The organism is Pseudomonas sp. H1_F01 (genome assembly GCF_054681425.1).
On record NZ_CP162823.1, the window covers coordinates 4,119,282 to 4,145,243 of the forward strand.

At 62.1% G+C, this 25,962-nt stretch carries 25 protein-coding genes; 7 read left to right on the forward strand and 18 right to left on the reverse strand.

Features of this window, described 5'->3' with window-relative positions:
* Window positions 1-71 precede the first annotated feature (71 nt).
* Window positions 72-1,064: a LacI family DNA-binding transcriptional regulator gene (locus tag AB4O09_RS18550; RefSeq protein ID WP_003200833.1), complete on the forward strand. Its 993-nt coding sequence runs from the start codon at window positions 72-74 to the stop codon at window positions 1,062-1,064.
* A gap of 27 nt (window positions 1,065-1,091) precedes the next feature.
* On the opposite strand, the gene AB4O09_RS18555 is transcribed toward AB4O09_RS18550, so the two are convergent.
* Window positions 1,092-1,679 carry a TetR/AcrR family transcriptional regulator gene (locus tag AB4O09_RS18555; protein ID WP_100264163.1) on the reverse strand — a complete coding sequence of 196 codons (588 nt, stop codon included), beginning with the start codon at window positions 1,677-1,679 and terminating at the stop codon, window positions 1,092-1,094.
* Window positions 1,680-1,849: 170 nt separating this feature from the next.
* On the opposite strand from AB4O09_RS18555, the gene AB4O09_RS18560 reads away from it, so the two are divergent.
* From AB4O09_RS18560 to AB4O09_RS18580, 5 genes are all read left to right on the forward strand, one after another.
* Window positions 1,850-2,944: an alkene reductase gene (locus AB4O09_RS18560; protein WP_013693052.1), complete on the forward strand. Its 1,095-nt coding sequence runs from the start codon at window positions 1,850-1,852 to the stop codon at window positions 2,942-2,944.
* 76 nt (window positions 2,945-3,020) lie between these two features.
* Entirely contained in the window at window positions 3,021-3,809 is a 789-nt protein-coding gene (locus tag AB4O09_RS18565) for an SDR family NAD(P)-dependent oxidoreductase (RefSeq protein ID WP_003200827.1), read from the forward strand.
* 99 nt (window positions 3,810-3,908) lie between these two features.
* Window positions 3,909-4,940 (forward strand): NADP-dependent oxidoreductase, encoded by a 1,032-nt coding sequence (locus AB4O09_RS18570; protein WP_460107348.1) that lies wholly within the window; start codon window positions 3,909-3,911, stop codon window positions 4,938-4,940.
* A 61-nt stretch (window positions 4,941-5,001) separates the two neighbouring features.
* A complete protein-coding gene (locus AB4O09_RS18575; protein WP_003200823.1) occupies window positions 5,002-5,160 on the forward strand; it encodes a hypothetical protein in 159 nt (52 codons plus the stop codon).
* 143 nt (window positions 5,161-5,303) lie between these two features.
* On the forward strand, window positions 5,304-6,542 hold the full coding sequence (locus AB4O09_RS18580; RefSeq protein WP_003200821.1) for a DUF2599 domain-containing protein: 1,239 nt from the start codon (window positions 5,304-5,306) through the stop codon (window positions 6,540-6,542).
* Between the two features lie 55 nt (window positions 6,543-6,597).
* On the opposite strand, the gene AB4O09_RS18585 is transcribed toward AB4O09_RS18580, so the two are convergent.
* From AB4O09_RS18585 to AB4O09_RS18655, 15 genes are all read right to left on the reverse strand, one after another.
* Complete coding sequence (locus tag AB4O09_RS18585) at window positions 6,598-8,208, reverse strand: gamma-glutamyltransferase family protein (RefSeq protein ID WP_028236533.1); 1,611 nt, start codon at window positions 8,206-8,208, stop codon at window positions 6,598-6,600.
* 42 nt (window positions 8,209-8,250) lie between these two features.
* Window positions 8,251-9,030 carry an amino acid ABC transporter ATP-binding protein gene (locus tag AB4O09_RS18590; RefSeq protein ID WP_003200817.1) on the reverse strand — a complete coding sequence of 260 codons (780 nt, stop codon included), beginning with the start codon at window positions 9,028-9,030 and terminating at the stop codon, window positions 8,251-8,253.
* Window positions 9,031-9,032: 2 nt separating this feature from the next.
* A complete protein-coding gene (locus tag AB4O09_RS18595) occupies window positions 9,033-9,809 on the reverse strand; it encodes an amino acid ABC transporter permease (protein ID WP_460107350.1) in 777 nt (258 codons plus the stop codon).
* Between the two features lie 12 nt (window positions 9,810-9,821).
* Window positions 9,822-10,628 carry an ABC transporter substrate-binding protein gene (locus tag AB4O09_RS18600; protein ID WP_013693048.1) on the reverse strand — a complete coding sequence of 269 codons (807 nt, stop codon included), beginning with the start codon at window positions 10,626-10,628 and terminating at the stop codon, window positions 9,822-9,824.
* 76 nt (window positions 10,629-10,704) lie between these two features.
* Window positions 10,705-11,373 (reverse strand): GntR family transcriptional regulator, encoded by a 669-nt coding sequence (locus tag AB4O09_RS18605; RefSeq protein WP_003200810.1) that lies wholly within the window; start codon window positions 11,371-11,373, stop codon window positions 10,705-10,707.
* A gap of 238 nt (window positions 11,374-11,611) precedes the next feature.
* Entirely contained in the window at window positions 11,612-12,553 is a 942-nt protein-coding gene (locus AB4O09_RS18610) for a helix-turn-helix domain-containing protein (RefSeq protein WP_003200808.1), read from the reverse strand.
* Window positions 12,554-12,725: 172 nt separating this feature from the next.
* Window positions 12,726-13,490, reverse strand: coding sequence for a 2-keto-4-pentenoate hydratase (locus tag AB4O09_RS18615; protein WP_013693047.1), 765 nt, complete (start codon window positions 13,488-13,490; stop codon window positions 12,726-12,728).
* Window positions 13,487-15,094: a bifunctional 3-(3-hydroxy-phenyl)propionate/3-hydroxycinnamic acid hydroxylase gene (locus AB4O09_RS18620; protein ID WP_003200804.1), complete on the reverse strand. Its 1,608-nt coding sequence runs from the start codon at window positions 15,092-15,094 to the stop codon at window positions 13,487-13,489. Before AB4O09_RS18620 ends, AB4O09_RS18615 begins: the two co-directional genes overlap by 4 nt.
* 2 nt (window positions 15,095-15,096) lie before the next feature.
* Window positions 15,097-15,960, reverse strand: coding sequence for an alpha/beta fold hydrolase (locus AB4O09_RS18625; RefSeq protein ID WP_003200803.1), 864 nt, complete (start codon window positions 15,958-15,960; stop codon window positions 15,097-15,099).
* A gap of 25 nt (window positions 15,961-15,985) precedes the next feature.
* Window positions 15,986-16,588: an amino acid synthesis family protein gene (locus tag AB4O09_RS18630; protein WP_003200801.1), complete on the reverse strand. Its 603-nt coding sequence runs from the start codon at window positions 16,586-16,588 to the stop codon at window positions 15,986-15,988.
* A gap of 14 nt (window positions 16,589-16,602) precedes the next feature.
* Window positions 16,603-17,052, reverse strand: coding sequence for a VOC family protein (locus AB4O09_RS18635; RefSeq protein WP_003200799.1), 450 nt, complete (start codon window positions 17,050-17,052; stop codon window positions 16,603-16,605).
* An 11-nt stretch (window positions 17,053-17,063) separates the two neighbouring features.
* Window positions 17,064-18,104 (reverse strand): VPS10 domain-containing protein, encoded by a 1,041-nt coding sequence (locus AB4O09_RS18640; protein ID WP_003200797.1) that lies wholly within the window; start codon window positions 18,102-18,104, stop codon window positions 17,064-17,066.
* 12 nt (window positions 18,105-18,116) lie between these two features.
* Window positions 18,117-18,911: an SDR family NAD(P)-dependent oxidoreductase gene (locus tag AB4O09_RS18645; protein WP_003200796.1), complete on the reverse strand. Its 795-nt coding sequence runs from the start codon at window positions 18,909-18,911 to the stop codon at window positions 18,117-18,119.
* Window positions 18,912-18,937: 26 nt separating this feature from the next.
* Window positions 18,938-20,428 carry an aldehyde dehydrogenase family protein gene (locus AB4O09_RS18650; protein ID WP_460107351.1) on the reverse strand — a complete coding sequence of 497 codons (1,491 nt, stop codon included), beginning with the start codon at window positions 20,426-20,428 and terminating at the stop codon, window positions 18,938-18,940.
* A gap of 10 nt (window positions 20,429-20,438) precedes the next feature.
* A complete protein-coding gene (locus tag AB4O09_RS18655) occupies window positions 20,439-21,980 on the reverse strand; it encodes an acetolactate synthase large subunit (protein ID WP_028236537.1) in 1,542 nt (513 codons plus the stop codon).
* 274 nt (window positions 21,981-22,254) lie between these two features.
* Here AB4O09_RS18655 and AB4O09_RS18660 point away from each other — a divergent pair, with 274 nt between their 5' ends.
* Window positions 22,255-23,007, forward strand: coding sequence for an IclR family transcriptional regulator (locus AB4O09_RS18660; RefSeq protein WP_003200792.1), 753 nt, complete (start codon window positions 22,255-22,257; stop codon window positions 23,005-23,007).
* Window positions 23,008-23,195: 188 nt separating this feature from the next.
* Here AB4O09_RS18660 and AB4O09_RS18665 read toward each other — a convergent pair whose 3' ends face one another.
* On the reverse strand, window positions 23,196-24,521 hold the full coding sequence (locus AB4O09_RS18665; RefSeq protein ID WP_013693043.1) for an alginate export family protein: 1,326 nt from the start codon (window positions 24,519-24,521) through the stop codon (window positions 23,196-23,198).
* An 82-nt stretch (window positions 24,522-24,603) separates the two neighbouring features.
* Window positions 24,604-25,953 carry an aminotransferase class III-fold pyridoxal phosphate-dependent enzyme gene (locus tag AB4O09_RS18670; RefSeq protein WP_100264158.1) on the reverse strand — a complete coding sequence of 450 codons (1,350 nt, stop codon included), beginning with the start codon at window positions 25,951-25,953 and terminating at the stop codon, window positions 24,604-24,606.
* Window positions 25,954-25,962 lie beyond the last annotated feature (9 nt).

The following is a 25,962-nucleotide window of genomic DNA, read 5'->3' on the forward strand; positions in this document are numbered from 1 at the left end:
CGTCATTCGAGTCGCGAGAAGCCCAGGGCCTGTGTCATGATTCTGCGTCAACCTGACTGGCCGCACTTCGCATGACTTCCGTGAAAGACGTTGCACAGCTGGCCGGCGTATCCCTGATGACGGTTTCGCGCGCGCTCAACACGCCGGAAAAACTGAGCCCCGAAACCCTTCAGCGGGTACGTCGCGCCATTGAGGAACTGCAATTCGTACCGAGCCTGTCGGCGCGCAGGATGCGCGGCGACAACCTGCAGGCGCGCACCATTGGTGTGTTCGCACTGGACACCGCGACCACGCCGTTCGCCGTCGAGTTGCTGCTGTCCATCGAACAGACCGCGCAGCAGGCAGGCTGGAACGTCTTCATCCTCAACCTGTTGAGCAACCCGCCCACCGACCAGAACATCGACCTGATGCTGTCGCACCGCCCCGACGGGTTGATCTTCAGTGCCATGGGATTGCGCCAGGTGAGCATTCCCGAGCGACTCAAGAGCAAGCCGCTGGTGCTCGCCAATTGCCTGGCCGATGACAGCCACCTGGTCAGTTATGTGCCGGATGATGAAGCCGGGCAGCATCGAGCCATGCAGCATGCGTTGAACCAAGGCTATCGGCGCCCGCTGTGTATCAATTTACCGAGGAAGAGTCTTGCCTGGGGCCTGCGCCAGCAAGGCCTGCAACGCGCCTGCCAGGCCGTCGGGCTGGCACCTGAAGCACTCCTGCAGTACGACCTTTCCGATCACGACGCCTACGGTGAAACCGCCGCCATTCTCGACCGGCATATCGTTGACGGCCGTCCGCAATTCGACATCCTGGTCTGCGGCAACGACCGCATCGCCTTTTGCGCCTATCAGCTGTTGCTGGGGCGCGGCCTGAAAATTCCCGACGATGTCGCGGTGCTCGGCTATGACAACATGATCGGCATCGCCGAACTGTTCATCCCGCCACTGACCACGGTACAACTGCCGTACTACGAGATCGGTCGCCAGGCGGCCCGGCACCTGATCGAGAACCTCGAGGTATCGGGTGCCCAGCCGGTGGATTGCCCGCTGGTGGTCAGGGCGTCGCTATAACGCCAATCGGCATCCGGCGCCCTGCCCTCAAGGCTGCTTCGCGGGCGACGGCGGCAGCGCCGCGATGATCCGGGTGCGGCATACCTCGAGGATTTCATCGGCCAGCGCGGAATCGTCCGGGCAGGCACGCGACAACATGATCGCACCGACGGCATGCGCCAACATGTCGAGCATTTTTGCCCTGATCGCTTCCTGCGGCGCGTCTTGCCCGGCCTCGTACCGGCTTTCGAGCGCGGCCAGCGTGTTTTCGATACCGTTGGCAAAGGTAGCCTTCAGTTCGGGCGATTGACGGGCAGCGTCGCCACACAGTGCCGCCATGGTGCAACCACCACCCCGGCCGTCACGGTGATCCCTGGACACGTAAAGATCGACGAAATCAGCCACGTCGATGCCCGCATTGTCGGTCAGCGACTGCGCAAGGCTGCTAGCTGCCGCTTCGGCCATCAAGTCGGCCTTGGAGCCGAAATGCTTGTAGAACCCGCCATGGGTGAAGCCGGCGGCCGCCATCAAGTCCGCCACACCCACGCCGTCAAAGCCTCGCTCGCGAAACAAGACAGAGGCCGTCTCGACGATGTGCTCCCGATTTGCCTGGGCCTGGGCCTTGGTCACCCTCATTTTTCACTCCCTCGTGCTGCTCGAAAATCATGCTCACATCATACATAGATGTCGAACATAATCAAATTCGTTGACCGTTTAGATTTCGGTCATCATCCTAATGAAAAGTCGCGCTCACCTCGCCAGGCTGCACGCGCTCCCTTTATCCAAACCTACGGAAACAAGACGTCATGACCGACCAGATCCTGTTCACGCCCTACACGTTGGGTGATCTCACGCTTTCCAACCGTGTGGTCCTGGCGCCGCTGACACGTAACCGTGCGGGGCAAGGCTTTGTACCGAGCGAGTTCGCTGCCACTTACTACAGCCAGAGAGCGTCGGCAGGCCTGCTGATCTCCGAGGCTTCACAGATTTCCCAGCAAGGACAGGGCTATCAGGACACACCCGGGATCTACACCCAGGCACAGATCGACGGCTGGCGCACGGTCACCGAGGCCGTGCATGCCAAAGGTGGGCGGATTTTCCTGCAACTGTGGCATGTCGGCCGCGTTTCCCACGTCGACCTGCAAGCGAATGGTGCGGCGCCAGTAGCCCCCTCCGCCCTGCGTCCGGCGACCAAGGTCTTCGTCAACAATAGTTTCGAGGACGTTTCCGAACCGCGAGCGCTGGACATCAGCGAGTTGCCCGGGATCGTCAACGATTTTCGCCAGGCGGCGGCGAACGCCATCGCCGCGGGATTTGACGGCGTAGAGATCCACGGCGCGAACGGCTATCTGCTGGACCAGTTCATCAAGGACGGCGCCAACTTGCGCACCGATGCCTACGGCGGCTCGATTGAAAATCGTGCTCGCCTGCTGCTGGAAGTGACCGCGGCAGTGGTGGACGAAGTCGGCGCCAACCGCACCGGCCTGCGCATCTCGCCGGTCTCGCCGGCCAATGGTGTGTCCAGCAGCGCGCCACAGGCCCAGTTCGACTACCTGGTCGACCAGCTCAACGCCCTCGACATCGTTTACCTGCACGTGGTCGAAGGCGCGACCGGTGGGCCGCGCGACGTTGCGCCCTTCGACTTTGGTGCCTTGCGCCAGCGCTTCAAAAAAACCTACATCGCCAACAACGGCTACGACCTGGACCTGGCCACCTCACGACTCGCCGAGGACAAGGCTGACCTGATCGCCTTCGGCCGGCCGTTCATCGGCAATCCGGACCTGGTGGAGCGGCTCAGAACCGGTTCGCCTTTGTCGGCTTTCAATCCCGCTACCCTCTACGGTGGTGGTGCGACGGGCTACATCGATTATCCAACGCTCGCTGAATCCAGCACGCAGTAACACTGGCCAGACCCGACCGCGCGCCTGAACAACAGCGCGCGACTCGCTCATCAACACCTTGAAGAAGAGAATCTCCATGGACACTCGCACAACTGTTCTCATCACTGGCGCCTCCACCGGTATTGGCGCTGTCTATGCCCAGCGCTTTGCGCAACGTGGACACGATCTCGTCCTGGTGGCCCGCGACAGCGCGCGCCTGGAAGCGCTGGCCGCCAAGCTGCGCAGCGAACACAACGTTGCCGTCGATATTCTCCAGGCCGACCTGACCCAGATCGGCGACCTGACAACCGTCGAAGCCCGGCTGCGCGATGACGCCAACATCGGCATCCTGGTCAATAACGCCGGCGCCGCCCAATCCGGGACCTTCATCGAACAGTCGACCGACAGTGTCGCGCACCTGGTGTCGCTCAATACCACCGCGCTGGTCCGGCTGGCCAGCGCCATCGCCCCACGCCTGGTCAAAGCGGGTGACGGCGCGATCATCAACATCGGCTCCGTCGTTGGCCTGGCACCGGAGTTCGGTATGTCGGTCTACGGCGCGACCAAGGCGTTCGTGCTGTTTCTCTCCCAGGGACTCAGCCTGGAGCTGTCTCCGAAAGGCGTCTACGTACAAGCCGTCCTGCCAGCGGCCACCCGTACCGAGATCTGGGAACGCGCGGGCATCGATATCAACACCCTGAATGAAGTCATGGAAGTCGGTGACCTGGTCGATGCCGCGCTGGTCGGTTTTGATCGTCGCGAGCCGGTGACCATCCCGCCCTTGCATGAAGAAGCACGCTGGGATGCCTTGCAGGCCGCGCGTCAAGGCCTGCTCGGGCAAATCCGGCAGTCCCATGTTGCCGAACGCTATCAAGACCCGGCGTGATCATTGTTTATCGGGCGCCGGCGCGAAGGACAGCGCCGGTATTTCCGGATGCCGGGCCGGGCGATCACTGCGCCGCATCCCTTATGAGAGCAAAGCACCATGAAGGCATTTTTAATCGACCGCTACGGCAAGCACAGTGGCCGTATCGGCGAGCTACCGGCCCCTGACGTGGGTGACCATGACGTTCTGGTCCGCGTGCAGGCCGCCAGCGTCAATCTGCTGGATTCAAAGATCAGCAAAGGCGAATTCAAACTGATCCTGCCCTACTCATTTCCCTTGGCATTGGGTCATGACTTGGCGGGGGTCGTGGTCCGCGTGGGATCCCGTGTCGAGCAATTCAAGGCGGGCGATGAAGTCTATGCCCGTGCCCCGGATGGGCATATCGGCACCTTCGCCGAGCAGATTTCAGTGAACGAAAATGCCCTGGCCGTGAAACCGGCAAACATCAGCATGGAAGAAGCCGCCGCCCTGCCCTTGGTCGCCCTGACCGCCTGGCAGGTACTGGTTGAAACAGCCCGATTGAAGAAAGGCCAAAAGGTCTTCATCCAGGCCGGCTCAGGTGGCGTCGGCACCCTCGCCATCCAGCTTGCCAAGCACCTCGGCGCCTTCGTTGCGACCTCTACCAGCACCGCCAATGTGGCGTGGGTCAAAGCCCTGGGCGCGGACGTTGTCATCGATTACAAGCAACAGGATTTCGCCAACGTTCTGCAGGACTATGACGTCGTGTTGAACAGCCTGGGCGCCGATGAGCTGGAGAAATCGCTGAAGATCCTGAAACCTGGCGGCCAGCTCATCTCCATCTCAGGACCACCCACCCCACAGTTCGCCCGGGCCCAGGGATTTTCCTGGGTGCTGAGACTGATCATGGGCCTGTTGAGCAGCGGTATACGCCGCAAGGCCCGCCAAAAAGGTGTGAGCTACGCCTTCGTGTTCATGCGTGCCAGCGGTTCTCAACTGCGTGAAATCACCACGCTCGTCGAGTCCGGCAGTATCAAGCCGGTGCTTGACCGATCCTTCCCCTTCGAGGCGACAGCCGATGCCTTGAGCTATGTCGAACAAGGACGATCGAAGGGCAAGGTCGTCATCAAGATTCACTCGGGAATGGCTCCTGGAGGAAAGGCGTTGATTTGACCTGCGGAAATCGGTTGACTACCTTGAAACTCACCCATCTCGTTCGACAAGGAGTGTCGACATGTGCGCAGCTGCTCGTGCGTTTTTTACCCCGCCCCTGGCGTTCCATGCGGTAGCTGCCCAGTCGCCGCATGATCCGCTGAAGCCCCGCATCAACCCCAACTACAACATCCACCAGGAACTCGATGCTGCGGCCGGTTGCCATTCGCTCTCGCGTTGAGTTGCCCTCGCCCATAACACCGCCGATGCCCGCGACAGGTTCAATGAAACCCGTCGGCCGGGCGCCACGAACCCTTCTGTTTTCTCTTTCCCCGGCATGGAATGCCGTGCCGGCTACTGGTTCCACCACAAGGAAGTCACGTCATGAAGACACGTTTGAACAGGATCACGCCACTGCTCGTCCTCCCATTGTTCTGGCAAACGACAGCAGCCAATGCCGAGTCGTGCGAAGAGACGCTGAAACGGGTGGAGGGGTTGTACAACAACACCGTCGACAGTTGCCGGCAAGACCCGGCCTCGGATTGTTCGGGATTGCTGATCAGGGGCACTCACCGCGCCAATCCGGCGAAGGGCGAGAAATGGGATGTCTGGAATCCAAGCCCGAAAGCGAAGGAGCTGGGCACCTTTGCCGCCTCCTGGATGCGGGTCGATGGCATCAGCTATGAAGATCCTGGCATGAGCACCCAGAACGGCTACATCATCACGCCGATCGACCAGGTACGTGAACCGGAAACCCCGGTGCACATCTACTGCGCATTTCCGAACGATGCCTGGACCGACTTTCGCGATGACCGAGGCTGCGGCAACAACAAAAACACCGCCCAGACAGAGGCGGTCTGCCAGGCCATGGCGCCGCCTATCCTCAACGCCAATGCCTGGGTCGCGCATTTCACCCGGTTCAACAACGACCGCAGGCAAGACCAGTTGCAATGTGGTTTCAATATGCGCAACCCCATGAGCAGCCGGGAACGGGTCGACGCGTTTCGAAACTTCATGGGCGCCCGGCAAGTCATCAATACCCGCGAGTTTCAAACCCAGACCGAACTGCGCCTGGGTAACCCGAAAGACGATGCACTGCCGATCCTGGCGTTTTTCTACAGCGATCAACGTGGCCTGAACGATGCATTGGCCAACCAACGGGACTACAAGGACAAGACCGGCAAGGATCGCAACGTCATCAAGATCGACTTCCCCAGGACGCCGGGCAGCAAGGCCACGTTCTCCTGCACCCGAACCACGCCACCACCCACGCAACAATTCTGTGACCGCTACATCGAATCCAGCACTTGGGTAAAACGTCCTGATCCGAAGCTTGGGCCCGACACCTGGTCGCTCCAGGTCGTGCCCACGGCCTGTGGTCGCGCGATCAAGGATGACCAGACCGACAGGATGTTTGCCGAGCTGTACAACAAGCACAAAGACGACGGGCAATGGCGGCAATACAGCGTCTACGGTGGGTCCCTCCGCCGGCAATTGGTGTGTCATCTGGCGGCAACCTTCGATGGCAAACCCGTCAGGGACAAACCCGAGTGGAACCTTGAGCCGGCACGTCCTTACGTCGACCAGGCCAGGGCTGTCGCACAGTACTGCAATCCTTACTGAGGCTTGAGCGGCAAACGCGACCTGCCGACACTCCAGGCGTCGGCGGATCGCGCATTTACCAAACAGCAATATGCGAATCCGCCCGGGGTTCGGTACCACCACACAGCACCCCGCTGACCGGGTCGCGCAGGATGATCTGGCCGCGGCCATAGTCGGTCAGGTCGCTGGCGATCTGAACCTCATGCCCCCGTCGAACCAAGGCATTGGCCAGGTCCCGTGAGGCCCCGTGCTCGATCCCGACTTTCATCCCACCCAGCCATTGCCAGCGCGGTGCATCCAGCGCCGCTTGCGGGTTCAGGCCGAAATCCACCAGGTTCATGACCATCTGCACATGCCCCTGGGGCTGCATGTAGCCGCCCATCACGCCGAAGGGACCGAGGGCCTCGCCATTGCGGGTGAGGAAACCGGGAATGATGGTATGGAAGGTCTTCTTGCCTGGGGCCAGGCAGTTGGCGTGGGTCGAATCGAGGCTGAATTCCTGCCCTCGATTCTGCAAGGCGATACCGCTGTCGGGCAGCACCACACCGGAGCCAAACCCGTGGTAGTTGCTCTGGATGAACGAGACCATATTGCCCTCCCCATCCGCGGTCGCCAGGTACACCGTGCCGCTGGCGTGGGGGTCGCCGGGCACGGGCGGTTGGGCCTGTTCGCCGATCTGTCGACGACGGTGGGCACTGTAGTCATCGCTGAGCAGGTCAGCCACCGCCACGCGCATGTGCAAAGGATCGGTGATGTAGTGCAGGCCGTCGCTGTAGGCCAGCTTCATAGCTTCCAGTTGGCGATGCCAGGTCTGTTGGCTGTCACGGTGATCGAAGTCGAAACCTTCCAGAATCTTCAACGCCATCAAGGCCACCAGGCCCTGCCCGCTTGGCGGGATTTCCCAGACATCCACGCCTCGGTAATTGACGTGGATGGGGTCCACCCATTGGGCACGATAATCCTTGAGGTCCGAGGCCCGCAGATAGCCGCCGCTGGCCCGGGAATGGGCGTCCAGGCGCTCGGCCAACGCGCCGCGATACAGGCTCTCGCAGCGGGTATCGGCCAATTCCTGAAGGGTGCGCGCCTGGGCCGGGTTGCGAAAAACCTCCCCGGCCTGTGGTGCCTGGCCATCGATCAGGAAAGTATCGAACCAGGCCTCGAGGACGGCATCCCGATGGGGCGTGAACTCGTTCACCGCAACCTGCCATTGATGGGCAACCACCGGCGACAGCGCAAAGCCCTCCCGCGCCAGGCTGATCGCCGGTTGCAGCAGCTCGGCAAAGGGCAGCTTGCCAAAGCGTCGGGACAACTCGGCCCAGGCCGACGGGCAGCCCGGGACGGTCACCGGTGTCCAGCCATAGAGCGGCATCTGCCCGTGGCCGGCGGCCTTGACCGCCTCTATGCTCAAGGCGGCCGGCGCATGGCCGTTGCCGTTGAGGCCGTGCAACTGGCCCTTGCACCAGACCAGCGCGAAGGCGTCACCGCCAATGCCACAACCGGTGGGTTCGACCACCGTCAGTGCGGCTGCCGTGGCGATGGCGGCGTCGATGGCATTGCCGCCCTTTTGCATGATCTCGATGCCCGCCTGGGCAGCCAGGGGCTGGGACGCGGCGACCATGCCCCGACGGGCGAAAACGCTCTGGCGTTGCGACGGATAAGGGTATTGGTGGGCAGAAAATTTCAGCATGGCGGAGGCTCTTCGATACAGGAATTCAGTGGCCGGGAAAAGTCATAACACGCGACTGAGAAAAGCCCGGGTACGAGGATGAATGGGGTGACAGAAAATCTGCTCCGGCGGCCCCTGCTCGATGAGCTCGCCCTGGTCCAGGACCACCACACGGTCGGCCACTTCCCGGGCAAAGCCCATTTCATGGGTCACCACGACCATGGTCATCCCCTCCTCGGCCAACTCCTTCATCACTTGCAACACCTCGCCGACAGTCTCCGGGTCGAGGGCGCTGGTGGGTTCGTCGAACAGCATGGCCTGGGGTTTCATCGCCAGGGCCCGGGCGATCGCCACCCGCTGTTGCTGGCCGCCGGAAAGCATCGACGGGTAGTGATCGGCCTTGTCCGCCAGGCCGACCCGCTCCAGCAGGCCGCGGGCCTGCTCCAGCGCTGCGGTGCGAGTCACGCCAAGCACCTGGATCGGCGCCTCGATGATGTTCTCCAGGGCCGTCATGTGAGGAAACAGGTTGAAGCGCTGGAAGACCATGCCGATGTCCCGCCGCTGACGGGCGATGTTGCGCTCCGACTCACGCACCAGGCTGCCGTCGGCCCGCTCGCGATAGCCCATGGCCCGGCCGTTGACGCGGATCCGCCCGCCCTGGATGTCCTCCAGCAGGTTGATGCAACGGATGAAGGTGGTCTTGCCGGAGCCCGAAGCGCCGATCAGCACCACCACTTCGCCGCGCCGCACTTGCAGGGAGATGCCCTTGAGAATCTGCAGCTCGCCGAAGGACTTGTGGACATCCAGCGCCTCGATAATCAGCTCTTCGCTTTTATGCGCCATGGTTAACGTGCCCTCAGCAGGTTCAGGGTGCTGCGACCGAACATCCGCGTCGAAGCCGGCGGCGGTGACGAGGGCCGGTCCGACTGACCGAAACGGGCTTCCAGCCAGCGCTGGAAAAAGCCCCACAGCGTGGTCAGCAACAAGAAGTAGATCGCCACCACCAGATACAGTTCGAACACCCGGAACGTCGCCGACGTGACCATCTGGGTACTGAGCAACAATTCCTGTACGCCGATCACGCTGACCAGCGTGGTGTTCTTGAGCATCACGTTGAACTCGTTGCCCAGCGGCGGCACGATGACCCGGAACGCCTGGGGCAGGACAATGCGGCGCATCAGTTTGGCGAAGGTCATGCCCAGCGAGCGCCCGGCCTCGTATTGGCCCTTGTCCACCGCACCGATGCCGGCGCGGATGATCTCGGCCATGTAGGCCCCCTCGTTGAGACCCAGGGCAATGATCGCCGCCTGGATATTGCCAGGGATTACCAGCCCAAAGAGGTCGATGTCTTCGAAGCGGAAAATCCCGCCAGCGGCCAGCGCGGTATAGAGAAAGACGATCTGCACCAGCAACGGCGTGCCGCGCATCAGCCACACGTAAAAGCGCGCTGGCAAATGCAGCAACGGGTTCCTCGACAACCGCAACAGCGCGGCGGCCAGCCCGAGGGCACAGCCCAGCAGCATCGCCAGCACACTGATCAGGCAGGTCAGCCAGAGCCCGGTGAGGTACACCCCACTGGGCTGCAACAGGTACTGCCAGAACACATCCCAATTGAAATTCATCGGTGGTTCACCTCAATCAAGCGTGTCACTGGCGACATGCCATTTGCCCAGCAGTTGGCTGTAGCTGCCGTCGCTGCGCATATCGCCGATGACCTGCTGCACGGCGGCGGTCAGTTGCGGGTCGTCCTTGCGAATGCCCAGGCCGGTGAGAATCCGGCTGAAGGCTGGCACGCCCTCCTCGAACAGATCGGGCGCCATGGCGGCGTAATAACCGGCGGTTTCCACGGTGGTGCCGTAGGCGTCGACCTGGCTGATGCGCAGAGCCTGGAAGGCATCGGTGTCGGAGTTGTAGACCACCAGTTTCATAGGCGGCTTGCCGGCCTTGGCCAGGGTCTCGTTCTCGGCGTCGAGCAGAGTCTTGATGGTGGAACCGTTAAGTACCGCGACCTTGTCTGCGGAGAGATCCGCCAGCGTCTTGAGGCCCTTTGGATTGCCCTTGGGCACCACCACCGCCTGGCTGGAATACATGTAGTTGACGATGTCGATCACCTCGCGGCGCTCGGGCTTGTCAAACAGTTGGTCGACGATCATGTCGCACTGTCGAGCCAGCAACGCGGGGAGCAGCCCGGAAAAGGGAATGACCCGCCATTCCACCTTCTTGTCGCCCAGGCGCTTGGCGATTTCCAGCCCCAGGTCCACGGTCAGTCCCTTGGGTTTCTGCGCCTCATCGAAGGACACCAGCGGCGGCGAATCCATGCCCGAGCAGTAGACGAGTTTATCGACCTTGAGCAAACGCTCCGGGACAACGGGCGCGGCAACCGCCCACTGTGCACAGAAACCCAAGGATAAAGCGGCAACCAACAGGCGAGGCTTATGCATGACCAGACACTCCAGTTCAGTAAGTAACGGGCAGTACTCAAAGTCAGAACACGGGCAGGCTCGGAGCCCGCTCTCGTTATTTTTTCGATTGCAGGAACTCGATCAATTCAGGGACGGTGCCTTCGATGTGCGCACGCACCACCGCCTCGGCCTTGTCGGCGTCGCCCGCACGCAGGGCATCGAGGATCAGCATGTGCTCCTGGCGCGCACTCAGGGGCTTTTCCACATGCTGCAGCCACAGGCGCATGGGCGCTTCGATCAGGGAATAGAGCGCGCTGATCTGCTTGAGCAATCGCGGACGACCGCTGAGGCTGCACAGGTACTCATGGAACGCGCGATGGCGGCTGACCCACTCGGCGCTTTCCTCGCGGTAATCGTCCATCTCGTCCAGCAGTCGCTCCAAGGCAGCCAACTGGCGCTCGCCAATTCTGGCTGTCGCGACACGGACTGCCAGGCCTTCCAGGGCGCTGCGCATCTCGAAGACTTCGTGCAACTCATCGATGTCCAGGCCGCTGACAATCGCCCCGCGATTGGGTCGCAGGGTCACCAGCCCCTGGGCATCCAGACGGCGAAAGGCTTCGCGCACCGGCATCCGGCTCATGCCGATTTCGTTGGCGATGTCCTCGGCAATCAGCCGGTCGCCCTTGCGTAACCGACCGCCACAAATGGCATCGAGCAGGAAGTTGTAGGCCTCTTCCTCGGCAGTCATCGGCGGACGTTCAGCGTAAGTCGGGGCAAATTGCATGGCAGCACCTTCTGAATTTTTGCATCCAATTATCCATGGATTCAAAAAAGCAGAATGCGTGCCAAGCTCACGAATGATCGTGCAAGTGTTTGATTTGAAGGAATTTACAGAGGAAAACCACTGCCAGTCTTAAAGCCCTGCCATAGGCTTGGCCGCACACCTGTGCTACCAAACAGCTCAGTGGCTGCCCTTTATGTGTGCAGGATGACGCTTCGGTAACACCGCAGGCGGCAGCCCATCATGCAGGTGCCCTGGGTGTATCTGAGGGTGACTCGCCAAACAGCGCCCGGTAATGGGCCGCAAAATGACTCAGGTGGAAAAACCCCATCGCCACGGCGATTTCACTGACGTTCAATGCCGCCGCACGGGTCGTGATCAAACGCCGGCGCACGGCATTGAGCCGCAGGTTGCGCAGGTACTCCACCGGACGCATCCCGGTGACCGCCTGGAAACTGTTCTGCAGGGTCCTGCGACTCACCCGCAATTGCTCGCACAAGTCGAGGATGCTCAAGGGCACCTCTGCGCTGGTGACGACCAGCTCCTGGCAACGCTTGACCAGATAGGCACTGACGGCAAAATTGCCGCGCCGGCCACGCACCTCGTCCGAAGCGTGACTGAACAAGTCGAGAAAGGCGTTGAGCAGCACGTCCTCGAGGATTTTTTCCGAGGCCGGATTGACCGCGTCCGCCTGTTCCAAAAGCTGACGAAACAGTGGGTGGATCCTTTGCTGCACGCGACGCAGCACCGCCTCATCCACGCTGACCTGGGACACGCTTTGCAGGCGCTTGAGCTGTTCGCTCGACAGTTCGTAGGCCGCCAGCTTGGCGAACCGCACCGTGTCGACATTGGCCGCAAAGAAGTGCATGCCTTCCGGGGCGTGCAAGACGAAGTCCTCGCCATCGCGCAATAGCACGACACTGTGGGCGCCCACCTGGTGCCCCTGGACCACCGGCGCACCGCCCAGCGACATGGCAATGCACAAGCGCCCTTTTGGCGCGCAACCGCGCTGCACCACACGCTTATCCAGCACCTCCTGGAAGATCTGGAAGCGATCGGCGCACACCTGCCGCAGCTCGCTGGAAAGGCAGCCACGCCCGAGTTGGTCATAGACCTGTTGCCAGCCCAGGATCGAACCGGCATGTTGCTGAGGATCATTGAAGGTACGGACTTCGGCGAACATGATCATTGTTCCTCGGTGGTGCTGTGCTTAACCCTGGTGCTGATATCCAAAGAGGTCGATAAACCTGTGGCGAGGGAGCTTGCTCCCGCTTGAGCGCGAAGCGCTCACAAAACAGGTCTGCTGCGTAGCCCAGCGGGAGCAAGCTCCCTCGCCACGGACTCGTGAACCGTTCTTATTGTCGGAAAACCAAAGCCAGTTCCGTGCCAAGCATGTGCAAACGATATTCGCCTGCCCTGACGTCCATCGGCGCCAACAACGCCCCGGACAGCACCACCTGCCCCGCTTCAACGCGCTGCCCGTCGGCCAGCAACCGCCGGACCAGCCAACACAGATTCGCCAGAGGTGTGTCCTCGCGCGCCAGGACGTTACCTTCACCGCAGGACCCGCCGTCATGCACCAGGCGATAGTTCACTTCGGGCAGTCGATCCGGATCGAACCCCACCCTGGCCCCGAGGCAATACAGCCCCGCGGCGGCATTGTCGGCAAGAAACGCTCCGACACCGAAACGCCAGCCCTGCCAGCGACAATCGGCAATTTCGAATGCCGGCGCGACCTCGGAAATGGCGGCGAGGATGTCCTCGTCACTGTAGAAATCTGGCACCAGCGTGCGCCCCAGGACAAACGCCAGCTCGATCTCCAGCTTGGGCTGGATCAGCCGTGCCAGGGGCACCGTGCTGCCGGGTTCCACAGCCATGGCATCGGTCAGCGCGCCCAATACCGGTTCATCAATACCGAAACGGTCCTGGGCGGCGCGGCCGGCGAAGGCCACTTTCCACCCGGTCAACCGCTCACCAGCGGCCTGGCGCCGGCGCAGCGCCTCGCGTTGCAAGGTATAGCCCGCCGACAGGTCGAGGGCCTGAGGTTCCAACGAAGGCAAGGCGTGTACGACCTGCGCAGCATCGTGGAGCCGGATCAGGAAATCATCCTCACGCTTCATGAGAGTTGCTCCGCCAGTTTGCGCAAAACGCCTTCGAGCCGCTCGGGTGTGGTGATCGCGGCAACGAACCGATCTGGCCGCACCACCACAACGCAGTCACGCACCTTGGCAAACCATTCGCCCAAGCGATTATCGATGTCCTCGACGCAAATGGCGCCGCTGGCGGACAAGGGTTGGTTACGCCCCACGCCACTGCGCGAGCGATTGATCTGGATGAAGCGCGTCTCCCAGCGCGCCCACCAGGCGGCGGTTTGCTCGCTGAGCTGTTCGCTCGGATTGACCCGATACCCCAGCACCGCATAGGAATGCCCCAGTACATCGTCCAGGCGCCGGCGCTGACCCTGGGCGTCCTCGACAGACGGCTGGATGAACAACTGCCCGACCAGATCATCCTCATGCAGCTCGGCACGCTCGTGATGCACCAGGCCTTTGGTGATGGTCGCCTTGGGTTTGAACTTGAATTCCAGCAAGTGCGAGCGAAGGTTGTCGACGCTGTTGACGGCCTGGAACAACCAGTCCCGCACACCGGCCATCAACGGGTTGGTCAGCCCCAGCACCGCGCCCATGTTGTCGGCCAATGCGATGAGATCGGTCGCGTGCCCACGGCGCTCCTGGTCGTAACTGGCAAGAATCGTCGGCGACGCTCGCCCTTGAAGGATCGCGGCGAGTTTCCAGGTGACGTTGGCGACATCACGCAGGCCCGAATTGAGCCCCTGCCCGGCCCAGGGCGGGGAAATATGCGCCGCATCCCCCACCAAGGCCACACGGCCCTGGACAAAGCGCGCCGCGACCCGAGAGTTATGGGTGTAGGCGCGGATCCGGATGATTTCCAGTTGATCGACCGCATCGCCGATATGCCCACGGATCAAGTCCCGGATCGTCGTCTCTTCGCACATCCGGGTCTCGTCTTCGCCCTCCAGGAGCATGAACTCCCAGCGCCGCTGCTGATACGGCAAGTAGATGCAGACGAAAGGTCGCTGAGGGTCGGCATGCAGGGCGGTATACGGTGCATCCAGGGTGTCGTTGGCCGTGTCGATCACCACCCATTTGCGCGGATGGGTCAGCCCCAGCAGCTCGATGCCGAGTTTCTTGCGCACGCTGGAACGTCCACCATCGGCGCCGATCACGTACTGCGCCTGCAATTGATAGAGCTCGCCCTGGGCATCGCGCACCTGCAAGGTCACGCCCTCGGCATCCTGCTCCAGATCGAGCATTTCATGGCCCTGGCGCAACTCGACACTGGCGTACTTGCCCAACTGCTCGCGCAACGTCGTTTCCAGCAACTGTTGCATGAAGATGTTGCGCATCGGCCAGCCATAGTTTGCCGTGCTCGGCTTGACCTCGGCAAAACACACGCCTCGCGCATTGTAGTAACGCAAGGGCACGTTGCAGATCATGTCGCGCGCGGCCAGTTCGGCGATGCCGATGCCCTGCAACACACGCAGGGCCTCGTCATCCATGCCCACCGCACGCGGATACGGCAGGACGCCGTCAGCCAACTCAAGGACGATGCAGTCGATGCCGTACAGCCCCATGTAATGAGCGGCCGTGATCCCGTTGGGGCCGCCGCCCACGATGACAACCTGGGTTTTCTCCTGCTTCATCGCTATTCACCGCTTTGTTGTTGTGGTTGTAGGCACTGGTCATACAAATAGTCCATGACGACAAGGTTGAACATTTCGCTCTGGTCATCATGCACATAATGGCTGGCGTCGGCGATTTCCTCTGTGCGCACCCACTTACTGGCCTGCTTGATCGACTCAAGGGTCGCCAAGGGCAGGAAATCGGAACGGGCGCCACGAATGAACAGCGTCGGGCAATCCAGCGCCCGTACCGCCGGCCACAGGTCGGTCGGGGTAATACTCAGGCGCGCCTGGGCAATACCTTGCTGGTCGTGACGCCATTCGATTCCAGCCAGGGTTTCCTTCATGGAATACATCAACCTGGAAGCCAGCCCCTCCTGAGAGAGGCCAGGTCGCGCTTGCAGCCAGAACTGGGCGGCACTCTCCCAGTCAGGAAACAACAGCGGTGTCTGGCTCATCTCGCGCCGAATGCGCTCGGCGCCGTCACCGCTGACCGAAGAACCAGGGCCGATGTCCTCGATCACCAACGCTTGCAGTCGTCCCGGATTGAGCCGCGCATACTCCAGTGCATTGGTGCCGCCAAGGGAATGCCCCACCAGGACGAAACGCTGCAGTTCCAGATGCGCCACCAGATCTTCAAGATCGTTGACATAGGCCTCGGTCCGGTAACTGGAGGCATCCGCCCAGTCACTGTGGCCACGACCACGCTGGTCAAGGGCATAGCAGCAGTACCGCTCGCCCAACGCATTGACCAGGCCATCCCAGGTCTGGGCATAGGAGCGCAGCCCGTGGAGCAGTACCACCGCAATGCCCGACGGATTGCCCCAGGACAGATAATGCAGGCGCAGCCCCGATCGATTGGTGAAGAACTGGCTGTTTGCAGACATTCGTTTGCTTCCCACGATCCGTACCTCAATACAGGCCGTCATTGCCCTTGACGTCGGCAGCCTCAAGGCCACCCAGGCGCGCATGCAAGCGTCCACGCGTGGCGAAGGCCCAGATGATGATCAATTCGTCGGCCGCCGGACCATCACCGAACGACAACGAAATGCTGTCGTAGTGCGAACGGACATACAGCGCATCCTTGTGAGCCAGCGGCACATCGATGGTCACGCCAGGCCCGCCACGCTTGCCCGTGGAAGGCACCCAGGATTTGCCGCCGCCCAATGCGACGCGGATCGGATCCGCCGCCGGATTGGTCAACAATGCATTGCCATGCTCGTACTCGCCCTGGCTGCCCACCAGGCACGCCTTGCCATAGCTGACGATCTTTTGCTGGCCGGCCAGTACCCGGATGCGCCGACCAAACTCCTGACCCAGCAAGGGTGATGGCTCAATCAACTCGGCCAGGCTTTCACTGAAACGGCCGGCATAAGGGTTGGCGATCACCGCGCCAATGGCGTACTTGAACAGCGGCTCGCCATCGGCCAACTGGCCCGTTTCGTTGGCCAGGGTTTCCTCGACGAAGGTGTACCATTTGCGGATGTGGTAACTGGCGAAATTTGCGGTTTTCATAAGAGAAGTCTCTTTCAAAGTGGGTCGAGATCGAAATGCCGGCTGGGGGCTCCAGCGGCCTTGAAGCGGGCCTTGCCGCGTGCATCGTCGTGTTCGGACTCGAGGAAGAATTCCAGGCGATTGCCATCGGGGTCGTTGAAATACACGCCGTTACCGATCTCGTGGTCAGTGATCTTCACCACCTCGACGCCCTTCTTCAGCAACATGCCGTAGAGCTTGCGCAGGGTGGTCATGTCGCCCGCGATCTCCAGCCCGTAGTGCTGCAGCCCCAGGCCGCCCTGGTGGGCCCCGGGTGCTGCACGGAGCAACGCGATATCGTGGTGCTTGGCACCGAAGGCCATCATGATCCAGCTTTCACCCCGGGCGCTTTCATGCATGCCCAGCACGTCGGCGTACCAACGCGCCGACACTTCAGGGTCGCTCACGGACAGCGACAGGTGAGTACGAACGACTTCGACTTTCATCGCGCGATACCTCAGTTCTTCTTGATGATGGATTGATGCCCGGACTTGATTTGCGCCACCGCGGGCGTCCAGAGCACATCAGCGATTTCACTGAATTCACGCCACTGCTTCTGCCAGCCGTCACCGCCGTTCTCGGAGGTGAACAGATGCCCGTACTTGGTGCCGGCGACAATCTGGCGAGGGTCGGCAGGGTTCAAGGCAATCGCCCAGACACAGGAGTTGGGCTGTTGCGGCAGTGGCAGCACTTCCCAGCTGAGGGCGGCATCCCGGGAGACCAGCACCTTGCTGGTCGTGCCAGGGGTGCCGTCGGAAATGCTCAGGTAGAGCGTATCCTCGCTGCCCAGCGCTGCATTCATGGCGCGCACGTAGTACAGGCCGAAGGTTTCCCGGGCGACGATGCCGGTCCAGGTCTGCCCCTCGTCGAGGCTGCGGTAAACGGCGTTGACGCACACCACCACGATGACCTTTTGCCCATGGTTGGGCAGGACCACGATGTTGTGCACGTCCGAGTTGAAGTCCCACAGCAGGCGGTCATCGACACGGGTCCAGCTATCGCCACCGTCACGGCTGTGGAACAACCCGCCCTCTTCCAGGCCGAACCAGAGCTGGTTGCGATCGGTCGGGTCGTAGGCGAAAGCCAGCAAGCGCGGACGGCTGACCCCTTCGCAAAACTCCGGGATTTCCACCGGGGCACGTTCCCAGGTCTGGCCACCGTCGAGGGTGCGCCACAGCACCGCGCGCGACGGCGCACCGGTGCCGACGAAAATGCGCTGTGCATCCTGAGGATCCACGGCCACCTTCCAGACGGTCTGGCCGTTGAAGGGCGAATCCACCCGCTGCCAATGGCCTCCGGTATCACGGCTGATGCACAGGCCGACATCGGTGCCGGCATAGATCACCTCAGGCGTCCCCGGATGCAAGCTCAGGGAGCGGGTGATCGCGTCGAATTCCAGGTCCTGGCCCAGGCCCAGGCGATGCCAGGTACGGCCATCGTCGGCGCTGCGGATGACCGCCTGCCCTACGGTGGCGACCAAAAGGGTTCCGTTACTCATCACTGCTGCTCCTCAAATGAAGATGCCGCGGGTCAAGCCGCCGTCGATGCCAATGGATTCCCCGGTCACCGCACCGGCCTTGGGGGATGCGAGGAAACCGATCAGCCAGCCCATTTCGATGGGTGCCAGGGTGCGTCGGATCGGCGTTGCGTCGATGTAGCCCTGCTCCACCTGCTCGGGCGTCTTGCCCTGCTTGATCCCTTCGCGCTCGTAGAGCTCCTGGATGTGCGGGGTGTCCACGACGCCGGGGTGGATCAGATTGACCGTGATGCCGGCTGGGCCCAGTTGGTCGGAAAGCGTCTTGGTCATGTGGGCGATGGCCAGGTTGCGCATGCCCGAGAGGACCTTGCTGCCACGCCCGGTCAGGCCACCGATATTGATGATGCGACCGAAGCCACCGGCCTTCATGTGCGGGGTCACGGCCTTGGCGCAACGGAAATAGCCGATCACCTTGGTGTTGAGGTCCGAGAGCAGTTCGTCGTCGCCGGCGTGCTCGATGTCGTTGCGCACCACACCGGACGGGGCCGCGGCGCCGTTGACCAGGATGTCGATGCGGCCAAAGTGCTTGTGGGCAGCCTCGACCATGTCGGACACCGCCGACATCTGGTTGGTGTCACAGAACAGCGGCAGCACCTCGTTGCCGGTCTCTGCGGTGATTTCCTCGGCGGCTTGCTGGAGGTATTCCATGCGCCGCGCGCAGATCACCACCTTGCAACCTTCCTGGGACAGAAAGCGCGCGACTTCCTTGCCGATGCCCATGCCACCGCCAGTGACGATCGCCACGCGGCCTTGTAATTCCAGATCCATAGCAGTTCCTCTTGTGATTGTTCGGCTCAGGCGAGATCGACGAAGACACTTTTGGTTTCGGTGTAGGCATCGATCACGTTCTTACCCATTTCCCGGCCCCAGCCGGATTGCTTGTAGCCACCAAATGGCGAGGCTGGGTCGACGACGTTCCAGCAGTTGATCCACACCGAGCCGGCCTTCAACTGGGCGGCCACGCGATGGGCGGAACGCAAGTCACGGGTCCAGAGCCCGGCGGCCAGGCCATAGGGCGAGTCGTTGGCGCGCAGCACCAGTTCATCGATCTCGGTCCAGCTCATGACGGTCAGCACCGGCCCGAAGATTTCCTCCCGGGCGACACAGGCGCGTTCGGCGCGATCGAGAAACACGCTGGGCCGGATGAAGTGGCCGCGCTCCAAGTGGGCCGGCCGATCACCGCCGCAGATCAGCTCGGCGCCTTCTTCCTGGCCGCGTTGCAGGTAGCCATGCACCGTGCCCAGTTGCCGGGCCGAGACCAGCGGGCCCATGCTGCTGGTCGGATCCAGGCCAGGCCCCAACACATGGGCGGCCGCATGGCGCTGGAGTTCTTCAAGCACCTGATCGAGGACGCTGGCATGCACGTAGAGACGCGAGCCGGCGGTGCAGACCTGCCCCTGGTTGTAGAAAATGCCGTCGGCGGCGCCCTTGGCGGCACGGACGATATCGGCGTCCGGCAGGATGATGTTGGGGGACTTGCCACCCAGCTCCAGGGAGACCTTCTTCATGTTGCCGGTGGCCGCCTGGGCGATCAGCCGCCCCACCTGGGTCGAACCGGTGAAGGCGATCTTGTCCACGTCCGGGTGCTGGGCCAGCGGTGCGCCGGTATGCACACCCAGACCGGTGAGCAGGTTGACCACCCCGGCCGGGAAACCGGCGGCCTCGATCAACTGCACCAGGCGAATCGCAACCAGAGGCGTCTGTTCGGCGGGCTTGAGCACCGCGACGCAACCGGTCGCCAGCGCCGGGCCAAGTTTCCACACGCACATGGTCAGCGGGAAGTTCCACGGCACGATCAAGGCGCAGACGCCCACCGGCTCGCGCAAGGTGTAGTTGAGCATCGGCGCGCCACTGGACGGCGATACCGGCAGCGTGCTGCCTTCGATCTTGGTCGGCCAGCCCGCGAAATAACGAATGATATTGGCCGCACTGGCCGCTTCGCCCCGGGCCGCGGCGATCGGCTTGCCGTTTTCCAGGGTGATCAGTTGCGCCAGCTCTTCGCGATGCTGGTCGAGCAGTTCCGCCAGGCGAAACAGCAACAACCCGCGCTGGGCCGGTGAGTGCTGCGCCCAGGGGCCGGTGAAGGCCGCGCGGGCGGCAGCGACGGCGGCATCCACGTCGCGTTCGCCGCCTTCGGCGACTTCCGCCAGAATGTTCTCAGTGGCCGGGTTTTCCACGGCAAACCGGCGGCCGTTGGCGGCGTCCTGCCAGGTCCCGCCGATAAACAGGCGCCCGGGCTGCGACAGGAACTTCTCGACGGCAGGTAACAATTGAATCGGGTTCATATCCGCTCCTTCACAGGGCCATTTCAATCAGGCAAGGACCGCCATCGGCCTTGGCGTTGGCCAGGGCGCGCTGCAACTCACCATTGGTGTGCACAGTGCTGGCCGGCAAGCCGTAGCCCTTGGCCAAAGCCTTCCAATCGATGCGTGGACGGTCCAGTACCGTCAGGCTCAGGGCCTCGGGGCCCAGCTCGGTCATGCCGAAGCGGCGCAGCTCGTTCTGCAAAATGGCGTAGCGATGGTTGGCCGCGATCAGGATCACCACGGGCAGTTGCTCGCGGGCGATGCTCCACAAGGTCTGGATGGTGTACTGGGCACTGCCGTCCGATTGCAGGCAGAACACGCGATTGCCGCGCTCGGCCATGGCGGCGCCAAAACCCACCGGGATGCCCTGGCCGATGGCGCCACCGGTGTTGGTCAAGACCCGATGCCGTGCGGCATGGGCCGAAGCGGTGAAGAACGGATAGCCGCACGTCCCGCCTTCCACCGAAACGATGCAGTCGTCGGGCAGCGACGCAGCCAACACCTGGCCCACGGACTGTGGCGTCAACGTGGCTTCGCTGGGCGGTAGTTCGATGCCGGTTGGCGTGGGCACATAAGCCGGCGCTTCAAGCGCATCGGCAAGCGCAGTGAGCGCGCCGGCAACATCGTCCCCTACTTCCGCCAGGCAGAGCAGGCGTTCACGTTCGGCCAGGCGAGAAGCGATGCCTTCGTAGCCGAAATAACTGATCGGGTCTGGCACGCCGGCGCACACCACGGCGTCGTACTGGTCAAGAATCTCAATGGCCACTTCGGGGAAGTAAGGCAGGCGATCCAGGTCAGGCAAACCACCGCCGCGATAGCTCAGGCGCGGAAAGGTTTCGGCGAACAGGCGCACGCCTGGCAGTTGTGCCAGGCGCCCCGCCGCTTCGAGTCCGGCGACGGACAAGCCTTGGTCGCCAACGATAAACACCAGGCGCTGGCCATCGCGAAGGGCCTGGGCGACCGCCTCGATCCGGTCACCGGCAAAACGGCGAACCGGGGCCTGCAATGTCGTGAAGGCTTTCTCGTGCTGCACCGTGTTGGCTTGCAGGTCCATCGGCAGAATCAGGCTGGCGATCTGCCCGTTGGCTTGCCAGGCGGCACGCACTGCCTCTTGGAAATCTTCGCCGACACCCGATGCGGTGCGCGATGTGCGCACCCATCCGGAAACACTCCCGGCCAGCGCCTGGATATCACTGGCCAGCGGCGGATCGTAATTGACGTGCCATGACGCGTGATCGCCGATGACGTTGACGATCGGGGTGTTGGCGCGACGCGCGTTGTGCAGGTTGGCAATGCCATTGGCAAAGCCTGGCCCCAGGTGAGTCAGGGTCATCGCCGGCTTGCCGGCAATCCGGCCATAGCCGTCCGCAGCACCGGTGCACACCCCTTCGAACAAGGACAACACCGGCTTGAGGGCTGGCGCACTGGCCATGGCTGCCACCAGGGGAATTTCAGTCGTTCCGGGATTGGCGAAGCAGTATTCGATACCACTCGCCACCGCCGCTTTCACTATCAGTTGCGCACCATTCATTTCCAGCCCTCTTGATCGAGCGTTTGCAGTGGCTGAGATTTATCACACAGAAAAACCCTACGCTCAAGCATTTTTATACATAAAAACTCTTATTTTGAGATTTATGCAAAAATATGACGTAAATACTACCTTCAATATGTATGTTTTTCTCAAGCACTGACGTATCGTGGCAACGCCCTGTTCGCCGAGCGAGCGGGCTTTTCATCATCGGCGCACCTACCTATAGTGCTCACCCAACGACCACCTACGCGCCATCCCCCCCTTTAGGAGCGAAATGAGCAGTCTGAGCAAAATGCTGAGTGTGCTGGACCTGTTCGACCCGGCAACGCTGAAGATCGACCCCGACACCATCGCCGAGCGCATGGGCCTGTCACGGGCGACCGTGTACCGCTACGTCAAGGATTTGTGTGATGCGGGCCTGCTGGTCAGGGTGGATGCCGGTAGCTACGGCCTGGGGCCACGGATCATCGAGCTCGACTGGATGATGCGCCAGTACGACCCGATCCTCGTGGCGGGCCGCGAGTTGATGCACCAGCTGTCCGAAGCCACGGGCCTGGCGGTGTTCGCCAGCGTTTTCTATGACGGCCACATCATCAACACCTACATCGCCGAACCCAACGACACCTACCAGTTCGCATTCGGTCGCGGCCAGCCGCTGCCGTTTTTTCGCGGTGCGCAATCCAAGGTGCTGATCGCCTTCCAAAAGGGACGGCGCCTGCAACGCCTGTTCGAAGAACACATGGCCAACGACCCCGACAACGGCTATGACTGGGCAAGCTTCTCCAAAGTGGCGAAAAAGATCCGCAAGGACGGCTATTGCATGACCCACGACGAACTCAACCTGGGACTCACCGGTATCGCGGCACCGATCATCAACCCTGGGCTCGACGAGGTGGTGGGCAGCCTTTCAGCCGTCGGCAGCACCGACAGCTTCAAACTGCTGCGCCAGGAAACCGTGATTGAAATGGTGATGGACACCACCCGGCGGATTGCCGAGAGAATGCAGAATCCGCCTGCCATCGGCTAGAAACCGGAGGTGCGGCCATACCGCTGCCCTGTAGGAGCTGTCGAGCGAAGCGAGGCTGCGATCTTTTCGCTCCCCCATTGAGTCCCAAGCGAAAGATCAAGATCAAAAGATCGCAGCCTTCGGCAGCTCCTACATGTCCCGGCGGGAGCAAGCTCCCTCGCCACAGGTTTTATCGAACACCCCCTACTTCAGAACGGAACGGCCACCGTCACCTGGCTGTACACGTTGGTGCCATTGCCCGCCACTTGATTGCCCCCGGTCGTTGCATCCCGATCCGGCTTGTAGAGCCCTATCAGCGGAGTGATGATCACATGCTCGTTGACCGCCCACTCGGCATACAGATCCAGCTCACGGGCATCCAGGTTCAGGGCGTTATTTTTGCGTACCGTGTTGAAATCGAAATACAACACGCCGAGGGTCAGGTTTTCCAGTGGCGTGGCCTTCAGGCCGACATGGTGGATAGCCGTATTGCTGTTGAAGGGCCCTGCGTAGTTACCCGCGACTTCGCCCTGGAACCAGGTGCCATAGCCGGTGCTCTGCCCGGTGAACAGCGAGTCCCACTTCTGGGAATAACGACTGTAGCGGTACGTCAGCTTCGGGGCCCAGGCCAGATCGGCAAAGGTGTAGCCGGCCTCGGCGTACCAGGCGTTCTGCGGGCCGGCGTCCTTGTCCTGCCAGGCGTATTCGAATGCCAGGCTAGCGTTCTCGATGCCCGCGTCACCTTCACCACGAATGCTGTAGACGTCCATGCCCTTGCGTTGCTTCTGGAAATCGCTGGCCCACTGCTCGTTCACGTCGAGGCCATGTATCCAGGTCAGCCCCAACGTGCCCGCCTTGGCGGTGTAATCGAGCGTACCGGCGGCCAGTTCGGTTTCGGCCTGGGCGCGGTTATCGGACTTGAGCCACACCACACTGCCATGCAGCCCATCCTGCCCGCCCAGACGTAATACGGCGGTTTGATCGAACGCGTGCCGGGCAGCCAGGTAATAGGCTCCACCGCGATTCAAGCGACCATCGGCAGGCCCCTTGCCCAGGTTCGGCCCGTCATCGTTGATCAGGAACCCCCTGCCCAGCTTGACCACCTGGCGGCCGCCGGAGATATCGACACCGTCCTGTCCCAATACGGGGAACAGATCGGCGGAACGCCAACCCAGGTAAGCGTCTTCAATCTTCGTCGTGCGCTCGCTGCCCAGTGTATTGCCGGCCGCGTCGCCATCGCCCCAGGTGGCGGAACTGACCAGGCTGAACGCCCCGTAGGCGGTGCCATGGCCGGCCAGGCCCTGGTCGCCGCTGACGCCATACTTGATGAAGCCTTCGCGCCAGGTTGAACCACCTGGCCTGCCGTCGTAATTCTTGCGACTGTTGAAAAGACCGAACACGGCCAGCATGTCGGCGTTGAGGTGAGTATCGTCATCGGCATACAACTCATAGGCCTGGACCTGACTCGCAGCGCAGAGCGCCAGCGTACAGGCAAGGCCACTGCCGAAAAATCCCATACGCGATAGATTTCGCATGGCTGGAGCTCCTTGTGGTGCGCCCTTGTAGGCTGTTTTTATATGCAGGAGCCGGCGCCGCAAGCGGCACCGGCTGGCCGGGCTAACGGCAGTCAGCGAGTGCGCTATCCAACGCGCCGACCATCATGGCGGCCTCGTCGGACGTGAGAGTCAGCGGCGGCGACATCACGATTTTGTTGCCTATCGGGCGCATCAATACGCCGGCCAGGCGCGCCTGCTCGGCGATGCGCGAGGCCAGGCCCGTTGCAGGGTCAAGCGGCTCGCGCGTGGCCTTGTCCGCCACCAGGTCCACGGCGATCATCAAGCCTTTGCCACGCACTTCGCCCACCACTGCATAACGTTCGGTCAGCGGTTGCAGTTGCTCCAGCAACTGGGCACCGACTTTCCCGGCGTTGCCCGGCAAATCCTCGGCCTCGACGATGTCCAGCACTGCCAGGGCCGCCGCACAGGCAGTCGGGTGCCCGCTGTAGGTGTAGCCGTGCATGATTACGTTGCTGAAACCCGGGCCGTTCTCGATGGCATCGACCATGCGCTGGTTGAAGACCGTGGCGCCCATGGGGATGTAACCGGCGGTGATGCCCTTGGCCAGGCACAGTACGTCGGGAGCGACGCCCCAGCCACGACTGCCGAGCATGCAGCCGGTGCGGCCGAAACCCGTCACCACTTCATCGGCGATCAACAGGATGCCGTGGCGGTCGCAGACTTCGCGCAGCCTCTTCCAGTAGTACGCCGGCGGCACGATCACACCGCCGGCACCTTGCACCGGTTCGGCGATCAGCGCGGCAATGGTCTGCGGGCCGAGCAGTGCGATCTGGTCTTCCAACTGACGAATGCAGTGAGCGGTCAGTTCTTCCGGATCGCGGCAGTCCCAGGGGTTGCGGTACAGCCACGGCGTGTCGAGCAGATGACAGCCAGCCAGCAGCGGCCCGTGGTTGTAGTGATACACGCCGTTGCCGCCCACCGAGGTGCCGCCCACGTGCACGCCATGGTAACCATTGCGCAATGACAGAAAGCGCGTGCGCCCTGGCTCGCCGCTGGCGATCCAGTATTGGCGGGCCATTTTCAGGGCCGTCTCGACCGCATCGGAACCGCCGGAGCTGAACAACACCCGGGTCATGTTTTCCTGGGCGAACATCGACGTCAGCCGCTCGGCCAAGTCGAACACCCGCGGATGGGCGATGCCGTCGAAGGTCTGGTAATAAGCCAGTTCGTCCAGCTGCGCGGCAATGGCCGCCTTCACTGAAGCCCGGTTATGGCCCACGTTCACGTTCCACAAACCGCCGACCCCATCGAGCATGCGATGGCCTTCGATATCGGTGATGTAGTTACCGTCGCCACGGGCGATGATCAACGTCTTGGACCGGTTCGTCGGCGCCGAAGAACTCATCGGGTGCCAGAATTTTTTTGGTGCTGTCTTGTATTGCTCGTACATGGTTGCATT

What these genes read in the sequence shown, in the direction of transcription:
- AB4O09_RS18550 (WP_003200833.1), top strand. Translation starts at nt 72, where the DNA reads ATGACTTCCGTGAAAGACGTTGCACAGCTGGCCGGCGTATCCCTGATG.
- AB4O09_RS18555 (WP_100264163.1), bottom strand. Translation starts at nt 1,679, where the DNA reads ATGAGGGTGACCAAGGCCCAGGCCCAGGCAAATCGGGAGCACATCGTC.
- AB4O09_RS18560 (WP_013693052.1), top strand. Translation starts at nt 1,850, where the DNA reads ATGACCGACCAGATCCTGTTCACGCCCTACACGTTGGGTGATCTCACG.
- AB4O09_RS18565 (WP_003200827.1), top strand. Translation starts at nt 3,021, where the DNA reads ATGGACACTCGCACAACTGTTCTCATCACTGGCGCCTCCACCGGTATT.
- AB4O09_RS18570 (WP_460107348.1), top strand. Translation starts at nt 3,909, where the DNA reads ATGAAGGCATTTTTAATCGACCGCTACGGCAAGCACAGTGGCCGTATC.
- AB4O09_RS18575 (WP_003200823.1), top strand. Translation starts at nt 5,002, where the DNA reads ATGTGCGCAGCTGCTCGTGCGTTTTTTACCCCGCCCCTGGCGTTCCAT.
- AB4O09_RS18580 (WP_003200821.1), top strand. Translation starts at nt 5,304, where the DNA reads ATGAAGACACGTTTGAACAGGATCACGCCACTGCTCGTCCTCCCATTG.
- AB4O09_RS18585 (WP_028236533.1), bottom strand. Translation starts at nt 8,208, where the DNA reads ATGCTGAAATTTTCTGCCCACCAATACCCTTATCCGTCGCAACGCCAG.
- AB4O09_RS18590 (WP_003200817.1), bottom strand. Translation starts at nt 9,030, where the DNA reads ATGGCGCATAAAAGCGAAGAGCTGATTATCGAGGCGCTGGATGTCCAC.
- AB4O09_RS18595 (WP_460107350.1), bottom strand. Translation starts at nt 9,809, where the DNA reads ATGAATTTCAATTGGGATGTGTTCTGGCAGTACCTGTTGCAGCCCAGT.
- AB4O09_RS18600 (WP_013693048.1), bottom strand. Translation starts at nt 10,628, where the DNA reads ATGCATAAGCCTCGCCTGTTGGTTGCCGCTTTATCCTTGGGTTTCTGT.
- AB4O09_RS18605 (WP_003200810.1), bottom strand. Translation starts at nt 11,373, where the DNA reads ATGCAATTTGCCCCGACTTACGCTGAACGTCCGCCGATGACTGCCGAG.
- AB4O09_RS18610 (WP_003200808.1), bottom strand. Translation starts at nt 12,553, where the DNA reads ATGTTCGCCGAAGTCCGTACCTTCAATGATCCTCAGCAACATGCCGGT.
- AB4O09_RS18615 (WP_013693047.1), bottom strand. Translation starts at nt 13,490, where the DNA reads ATGAAGCGTGAGGATGATTTCCTGATCCGGCTCCACGATGCTGCGCAG.
- AB4O09_RS18620 (WP_003200804.1), bottom strand. Translation starts at nt 15,094, where the DNA reads ATGAAGCAGGAGAAAACCCAGGTTGTCATCGTGGGCGGCGGCCCCAAC.
- AB4O09_RS18625 (WP_003200803.1), bottom strand. Translation starts at nt 15,960, where the DNA reads ATGTCTGCAAACAGCCAGTTCTTCACCAATCGATCGGGGCTGCGCCTG.
- AB4O09_RS18630 (WP_003200801.1), bottom strand. Translation starts at nt 16,588, where the DNA reads ATGAAAACCGCAAATTTCGCCAGTTACCACATCCGCAAATGGTACACC.
- AB4O09_RS18635 (WP_003200799.1), bottom strand. Translation starts at nt 17,052, where the DNA reads ATGAAAGTCGAAGTCGTTCGTACTCACCTGTCGCTGTCCGTGAGCGAC.
- AB4O09_RS18640 (WP_003200797.1), bottom strand. Translation starts at nt 18,104, where the DNA reads ATGAGTAACGGAACCCTTTTGGTCGCCACCGTAGGGCAGGCGGTCATC.
- AB4O09_RS18645 (WP_003200796.1), bottom strand. Translation starts at nt 18,911, where the DNA reads ATGGATCTGGAATTACAAGGCCGCGTGGCGATCGTCACTGGCGGTGGC.
- AB4O09_RS18650 (WP_460107351.1), bottom strand. Translation starts at nt 20,428, where the DNA reads ATGAACCCGATTCAATTGTTACCTGCCGTCGAGAAGTTCCTGTCGCAG.
- AB4O09_RS18655 (WP_028236537.1), bottom strand. Translation starts at nt 21,980, where the DNA reads ATGAATGGTGCGCAACTGATAGTGAAAGCGGCGGTGGCGAGTGGTATC.
- AB4O09_RS18660 (WP_003200792.1), top strand. Translation starts at nt 22,255, where the DNA reads ATGAGCAGTCTGAGCAAAATGCTGAGTGTGCTGGACCTGTTCGACCCG.
- AB4O09_RS18665 (WP_013693043.1), bottom strand. Translation starts at nt 24,521, where the DNA reads ATGCGAAATCTATCGCGTATGGGATTTTTCGGCAGTGGCCTTGCCTGT.
- AB4O09_RS18670 (WP_100264158.1), bottom strand. Translation starts at nt 25,953, where the DNA reads ATGTACGAGCAATACAAGACAGCACCAAAAAAATTCTGGCACCCGATG.